The following is a 7,298-nucleotide window of genomic DNA, read 5'->3' as shown; positions in this document are numbered from 1 at the left end:
GCTGGTGGTGCGGCTGTACGGGTGGCGGAGCCAGGCCGTCGGCCGCGCCACGCCGCTGACCCTCGCCGAGGCGCTCGCCGAGCACCTGCCCGGGACCGCCGGCGTCGAGGTGGGGCCCGGCGACGCGCCGCCCGATCTGGCCGCCCTCGCCGGCCCCGGCCGTCCGCTGGTGGTCGCCGTCCACGACGCCGGGCGGCACGAGTGGATGGGGCGGCTGCTCGACGAGGCCGTGCGGGCCCGGCCCGACACCGTCGTGGTGGAGACCGGCGTGCCCGGGCCGCCGTGCGGGCGCGTGTACCTCGCGACGCACGGCGCCTCGACGGCCTCGGCCCAGGCCGCGGCCCGCTGGCTGACCGGCCGTCACGCCTGCTGACCCCTGCGCCACCGACCCCGATTCCCCGAGGAGACCCCGATGGACCAGCGTCCCCCCGCCGCCGATCCCGACGGCCTGGTGGCCACCGTGCGCGCCGTGCTGCCCTCGCTCACCCCCGCAGGGCGGGCCATCGCGCGCCTCATCCTCGACGACCCGGCCACGGTGGCGGGCAGCACGATCACCGAGCTGAGCGCGGCCTCCGGGACGAGCCAGGCGACGATCGTCCGTACGGCCAAGGCGCTGGGCTTCACCGGCTACTCGCAGATGCGCCTGGCGCTCGCCGCCGCCTCGGCCAGGGAGCGGCCCGAGCGGCTCGTGCCCGGCGACCTGTCCCCGGACGACCCGCTCGCCGAAGTGATCGCCAAGGTGGCCCGGGCGGAGTCGGACGCGCTCGCGGACACGGCGGCCCAGCTCGACCCCGACCGCTTGGGCGCGGTGGTGGACGCCCTGGCCGGGGCCCGCCGGGTCGCCGTCTACGGCGTGGGCGCCTCCGGCCTCGTCGCCGCCGACATGGCCCAGAAGCTGCTGCGCATCGGCGTGGCCGGGCACGCCTTCACCGACGTGCACCTGGCGCTGACCGGGGCGGCGCTGGCCGGGCCGGGCGACGTGTCGGTCGGCGTGAGCTGCTCGGGGGAGACGCCCGACGTCCTCGAACCGATCGGTACGGCGCGGGCGGCCGGCGCCACGACGGTCGCGATCACGAACAACCCCCGCTCGACGCTCGCCGGGCTGGCCGACCACGTGCTCGTCTCCGCGGGCCGGGAGACGGCCTTCCGGCCGGGCGCGCTCGCGAGCCGGATCAGCCAGCTGCTGATCGTCGACTGCGTCTTCGTCGCTCTCGCGCAGCGCACGTTCGACGCTTCGGAGGGCGCGCTGAAGGCCACCAGGGAGGCCCTCGACCGGTTTCTCGGAGACGTCCGGCGCCGCCCGCGCGCTATGTCTTCCCAGGTAGAAGACGTGGGTAAAAATTTACTCCGCAGCTGACTCCTTACGCGGAAAAAATTGACGCCTCCCTGACGCCGCCCGTATTGTCCAGGCAATCGGGAACCAGGAGCAGCCCATGAAGCGACTCGCGGCGATCGCGGCTCTGGCGGCCATCGCCACAGCCACCGCGTGCGGCAGTACCGGGACGACCGACACCGCGACGGCGGGGGGCGTCTACACCACGATCGACGGCAGCAAGCAGATCAACGCGAGCGCCCCGATCAACCCGTTCAACCCCGTGGGATCGGTCTTCTCGGGGTACAACGGCATGGCGCTGGCCTGGCCGAAGAACGACCCGATCGACCCCAACCAGTACTACCCGGCCATCGCGAGCAGCTGGACGGTCAGCCCCGACCAGCGCGAGGTCGTGATCCACCTCCAGCCGAACGCCCGCTGGTCCGACGGCAAGCCGGTCACCAGCGAGGACGTCCGGGTGTCGATCGGCCTCGCCTACACGCAGGGCGGCACGGCGTACGCGCTCGACCCCAAGGCGGCCGGCGCGGCGGCCGACATCCAGGTACTGGACGGCAAGACCGTCAGGATCACCCAGGGCGCCAACCGGAGCTCCATGTTCCTCAGCAACCTGCTCTCGACGGTGGTCGTGCCGGCCCACGTCTTCGGGCGGCTGCTGCCCGGCGACTTCTGGAGCACGCTCAAGCTCGCCCAGACCGGGAGCGGCCAGGCCGCCGAGCGCGCCAAGTCGCGCATCACCGGCCTCGCCGAGAAGGTCATCGGGTTCGCCCCGCCGCACGACGTGTCCGCCGGGCCGTTCGTGCTGGAGCGGGTCAACCCGGGCGCGGCGCTGCTGAGGCGCAACCCGTACTTCTACAACAGCCGGGCGATCGCGCCCGACAAGGTGAAGGTCCTCAACTACACGGGCAACGAGCAGATCTGGAACTACCTGATCTCCGGCAGGCTCGACAACGCGCCCTTCACCTCGGTCCCCACGGCCGTCATGGAGCGCATCCAGGAGGCACGGGGCAGCCGGGTCGTCCGCGGCTACTCGCCGGTCTCCACCGCGATGGCCTTCAACCAGGCCCACAAGCCGTACGACAACGCGCACGTGCGCCGGGCGCTCGCCTACCTGATCGACCGGGCGCAGGTCACCAGGATCGCCTCCCCGGAGGGCGGCACCCCCGCCGCGACCACCTCCGGCATCCACGCCAAGGCCGCCCGGGCCTGGCTCGGCGACGGGTTCGACCGCCTCGACCCCTACCGCGTCGACCCGGCGAAGGCCGCGGCCGAGCTGCGCGCCGCGGGCATGGTCCTGCGCGGCGGCAGGTGGGCCATGCCGGACGGCAAGCCGTGGAAGGTGCAGATCCACGTGCCCGCGTCGTTCTCCGACTGGGTGTCCGCGGCCAAGTCGATCAGCAGCCAGCTCGTGGACCACGGCGTCGACGCCACCGTGGTCACGGCCGCCGACTACACGCTGTACCTGGGCGAGCTGGCCGACGGCAAGTACGACGTCGGGTTCTGGCTGATCGGGCTCGGGCCCTCGCCGTACAACATCTTCCAGCGATTGTTCGGGCAGGCGAACGGCTGGCAGATGTTCGGCGGCAGGCTGCGGCACGTCGCGCCGGGCACCGAGGGAAACTGGATGGGCGGCCCGCAGGTCGTGGACGCGGGCGCCGACGGCCGCGTGGACCCGGGCGAGCTGACCGCCAGGCTCAACTTCGCCTCGCCGCAGGAGCAGAAGCACATCGTGGGCGTCCTGGCGCGGATCGCCAACCAGCAGGTCCCGGTGATCCAGCTGTGGGACTACGTCAACACCCAGTTCGTGAACACCTCCCGGTACACGGCGTTCCCGCCGGACGACGACGAGTCGCTGCGGCTGTCGTCCGGCGTGTGGATGCAGCTCGGGATGATCAAGAAGAGGCACGCATGACGAACGCGGTCCGGGGCCGGCCCCGGTGGGGCGCCGTCGCCCGCAAGACTGGCGGCCATCTGGTCCGCGGCCTGGTGATGGTCTGGGTCGTGGCGACGATCAGCTTCGTCATCATCCGGGAGATCCCCGGCAACCCAGTGCTGGGGCAGTACGAGAGCCTGATCCAGAAGGGCATGTCGCCCGAGCAGGCCGAGCGGGCCACGGCCGTCCTGTACGGCTTCCTGCCGACGGGCAGCCTGTGGCAGCAGTACCTCGGCTACATGGGCTCACTGCTCCACCTCGACCTCGGGCGCTCGCTGAGCACGCCGGGCGTCGAGGTCACCACGCTGATCGGGTCGGCGGCCCGGTGGACCGTGCTCCCGGTCCTCGCGGGCACGCTGCTGAGCTTCCTGCTCGGCGTGACCATGGGCGTGTACGCCGCGATCAAGCGGTCCGGGAAGCTCGGCGACATGCTCGCGCTGTCGGGCTCGCTGCTCCACGGGGTGCCCGTGTACGTGATCGGGCTCCTGCTCACCGCGATCTTCGCGACGCTGTGGCCGATCCTGCCGTCGGGCGGCCCGGTGGACGTCGAGTACGTCCCCGGCCTCAACCCGGGCTATCTGGGCTCGCTGCTGCAGCACGCCGTGCTGCCGGTCGTGACGTACACGCTGGCCAGCTACGGAGGCTGGATCCTCGCGATGAAGTCGAACGTGGTCGCCGTGCTCGGCGACGACTTCATCCTCGCGGCCGAGCTGCGGGGGCTGAAGCGGGGCATCGTGTTCCGGTACCTCGCGCGCAACGCGATCCTGCCGCTGTTCACGATCCTCGCCCTGTCGATCGGCATGCTGTTCGGTGGCTCGATCTTCATCGAGGAGATCTTCAACTACCCGGGCCTCGGCCTGCTGCTGGTCAACAGCATCACCAGCCGCGACTACGCGCTCATGGGCGGCACGTTCCTGGTGATCACCATCGGCATCGTGGTCGCCAACATCGTGGCCGACCTGCTCTACACGGCGATCGACCCGCGGGTCAGGAGCGGAGGCGCCGCATGACGGTCATCATCAACCCCGAGGGGGTGGCCGACCCCCAGGCCTCGCCGGCCAGGACCACCCGGGCGACGCTGCGCCGCAACTTCTGGCGCGGGGTCTGGCGGGTGCTGCGCCGCAAGCCGAGCCGGATGGCGGGCGTCGTCATCATCGTCCTGTTCGCGCTCATGGGGATCGCCGGGCCGCTGCTCTACCCGGACAACCTGCCCAGGGACGACAACGCGCTCTATGCGCCGCCCAGCCTCGCCCATCCCTTCGGCACCGACTTCGAGGGCACCGACGTGCTCGCGCTCGTCGTCACCGGTGCCCGGTACGTCCTGCTCACCGGCCTCGCCACGGCCGCCATCACGGTGGCGGTGGGGACGGCCATCGGGCTGTTCGCCGGGTTCCGGCGCGGCCGGTGGGACACGGTGCTCATGCGGCTCACCGACATGAACCTGGCCATCCCCGGCCTGCCGCTGCTGCTCGTGCTGTCCACGGTGTGGAAGTTCGAGGGGCCGCTCGAGATGGGCCTGGTGCTCGGGCTGCTCGGATGGGGCGGCATCGCCCGCGCCGTGCGGTCCCAGACCCTGTCGCTGCGCGAGCGCGGGTTCATCGAGGCCGCCCGGGGGCTCGGCCTGCCGACCCGGCACATCATCGGGCGGGAGCTGCTGCCCGGGATGGCGCCGTACATCGCCATGAACATGCTCATCGCGGTCACCGGCGCGGTCTACGCCCAGGTCGGCCTGTTCTTCCTCGGCGTCCTGCCGTTCGAGTCGAACAACTGGGGCGTGATGCTGAACCTCGCGGTCTTCAACGGCGGCGCGCTCACCACCCCGGCCGCCCTGCCGTACCTGCTGGCCCCCCTCCTCGCGATCCTGCTGCTCACGCTGGGCATCGTGCTGATCGTCGACGCGATGGACGAGATCTTCAACCCCCGGCTGCGGGAGGAGTAGCCCCGATGACCCCCACCACCGTCACCGCCCCCGGCGTGCGGATCCGCGACCTGACCGTCGTCTACAAGACCCCCGCGGGCGAGCTCCCCGCCGTCTCCGGCGTGAACCTGGGCCTGGAGCCCGGCACGATCACCGGCGTCGTCGGCGAGTCGGGCTCGGGCAAGTCCACGCTCGCGCTGTCGCTGCTCAACGCCGTCCAGCCGCCAGGCAGGATCGCGGCGGGCAGCGTGGAGATCGACGGCCTCGGCGACGTGCTCACCCTCGGCGGCGAGGACCTGCGGCGGGCCCGCGGGCGCCAGGTCGGGTACGTCTTCCAGGCCGCGCAGAACTCACTGAACCCGCTGAAGACCATCGGCAAGCAGCTGCTCGACCTCGGCCGCTCCCACGATGTGGAGGACCTGCGGGGGCTGGTGCGCGACGCCAAGGAGCTGCTGGCCCGCATGGGCATGGACGGCGCCCGGGTGCTCGACTCCCACCAGCACGAGCTGTCGGGCGGCATGCGGCAGCGCGTCGGCATCATGCTCGCGCTCGTCCTCAACGCCAAGGTCGTCGTGCTGGACGAGCCGACCACCGCCCTCGACATGATCACCCAGGCGACGATCCTGCGGATCATCCGCGAGGTCCACGACGAGCGGTCCCTCACCACGCTCGTCATCACCCACGACGTCGGCGCGATCGCCGAGGTCGCCGACAGCCTCGCCGTCATGTACGGCGGCAGGGTCGTCGAGCACGGCGAGGTCACCGAGGTGCTCGGCGCGCCCCGCCACCCGTACACGCAGGGCCTCATCCGGGCCATCCCGCGGCTGTCGGGCGACATCTCCGAGGCCCGGGCGCTGCCGGGGCGCCCGCCCACGCTGGGAACGCTGCCCGCCGCCGGGTGCGTGTTCCGGGAGCGCTGCGAGCGCCGCATGGCCGTCTGCGAGACCGACGAGCCGATCCCCGTGTCCCGCGACGGGCGCACCGTGGCCTGCCACGCCGTGGACCACCCGCTCGCGCTCGTCAAGCGGAAGGAGTTCGCGTGATCGTCGGGACCGGCGTCACCAAGACGTACAAGCAGCGGGGCGCCGTCCTCGGCGGACGCGACGTGCCCGCGCTGCGTGGCGTCGACTTCGCCGTGCCCAGGGGCGGGGCGGTCTCGTTCATCGGCGAGTCGGGCTGCGGGAAGACCACGCTCGGCCGGATCATCGCCGGGCTGGAGACGTACGACTCGGGCGACATCGTCATCGACGACGTCCCGATGTCCGGGCTGAGCCACCGCAGGCGGCAGCCGTACTTCCGGCGGATCCAGCTCATCCACCAGGACCCGTACTCGGCGCTGAACCCCACCCGGACCGTCCACCAGACGCTGCAGGCGCCGCTCGCGCTGCGCGCCCGGCAGGCGGGCCGCCCCCGGTCGTGGACCGACGAGCGGGCCGAGGAGCTGCTGTCCCTCGTGGGCCTCGACCCGGGCTACGTGCTGCCGCGCTACCCCCACCAGCTGTCCGGAGGCATGCGGCAGCGGGTGGTGATCGCCCGCGCGCTCACCATGGACCCCGAGGTGCTCGTCGCCGACGAGGCCGTCTCGATGATCGACGTCTCGCTGCGGCTCGGCATCCTCTCGCTGCTGAAGGACCTGCGGCTGCGGCTCGGGGTGGGCGTGCTGTTCATCACCCACGACATCGCCACGGCCCGCTACATCGGGGACGACAGCGAGCTGTACGTGCTCTACCGGGGGCAGGTCGTCGAGCGCGGGAACACCGAGACGGTCATCGCCGACCCGGTCCACCCGTACACGCAGTCGCTGCTGTCGGCCATCCCGGTCCTGCACGGGCTGGAGCGGCCCGGACCCGAGCGCGTGGTGCCGACCGAGGCGCTCGACGAGGCGCAGGCGGACGGGGGTTGCCTGTTCGCCCGCCGGTGCCCGTTCGCCACCGAGCGGTGCGTTAGCGAGATGCCCGTGCTCGGACGGCCGGGGGACGGCGGGCAGCGCCACGCCTGCTTCCACCCCCAGCGGCGCAGCGTCATCCCCGTGGGAGCCGGGCACCACGCGGGGGCCGGCGGGTGACCGCGGTCGCGCCGCTCGATCCCGGGCGGGTGGCGGCCGAGGCCGCGGGACG

General features: G+C 72.3%; 6 protein-coding genes and 1 pseudogene. All 7 read left to right on the top strand.

Translation table 11 applies throughout. The features are described from left to right. Nucleotides 1-373, top strand: a pseudogene (locus tag MPTA5024_RS41795) (glycoside hydrolase family 3 protein); the annotation flags it as partial. Nucleotides 374-412: 39 nt separating this feature from the next. Further along, entirely contained in the window at nucleotides 413-1,357 is a 945-nt protein-coding gene (locus tag MPTA5024_RS03775; protein WP_051457665.1) for a MurR/RpiR family transcriptional regulator, read from the top strand. Nucleotides 1,358-1,433: 76 nt separating this feature from the next. After that, a complete protein-coding gene (locus tag MPTA5024_RS03770) occupies nucleotides 1,434-3,242 on the top strand; it encodes an ABC transporter substrate-binding protein (RefSeq protein ID WP_036319885.1) in 1,809 nt (602 codons plus the stop codon). Further along, nucleotides 3,239-4,273, top strand: coding sequence for an ABC transporter permease (locus tag MPTA5024_RS03765; protein WP_051457664.1), 1,035 nt, complete (start codon nucleotides 3,239-3,241; stop codon nucleotides 4,271-4,273). The genes MPTA5024_RS03770 and MPTA5024_RS03765 overlap by 4 nt, the downstream gene beginning before the upstream one ends. Then, the gene (locus MPTA5024_RS03760; protein ID WP_036319884.1) at nucleotides 4,270-5,202 is read left to right on the top strand and encodes an ABC transporter permease; all 933 of its coding nucleotides are present in this window, start codon (nucleotides 4,270-4,272) and stop codon (nucleotides 5,200-5,202) included. Before MPTA5024_RS03765 ends, MPTA5024_RS03760 begins: the two co-directional genes overlap by 4 nt. A 5-nt stretch (nucleotides 5,203-5,207) precedes the next feature. Then, complete coding sequence (locus tag MPTA5024_RS03755) at nucleotides 5,208-6,224, top strand: ABC transporter ATP-binding protein (RefSeq protein ID WP_036319882.1); 1,017 nt, start codon at nucleotides 5,208-5,210, stop codon at nucleotides 6,222-6,224. Then, the gene (locus MPTA5024_RS03750; protein ID WP_036319880.1) at nucleotides 6,221-7,246 is read left to right on the top strand and encodes an ABC transporter ATP-binding protein; all 1,026 of its coding nucleotides are present in this window, start codon (nucleotides 6,221-6,223) and stop codon (nucleotides 7,244-7,246) included. Before MPTA5024_RS03755 ends, MPTA5024_RS03750 begins: the two co-directional genes overlap by 4 nt. The last annotated feature ends 52 nt before the right edge of the window (nucleotides 7,247-7,298 follow it).

The sequence above is a fragment of the Microbispora sp. ATCC PTA-5024 genome (assembly GCF_000511135.2).
Taxonomy (GTDB): Bacteria; Actinomycetota; Actinomycetes; order Streptosporangiales; family Streptosporangiaceae; genus Microbispora; species Microbispora corallina.
The sequence above is the reverse complement of the archived record's forward strand: the minus strand, read 5'-3'. Positions and strand labels throughout refer to the sequence as shown.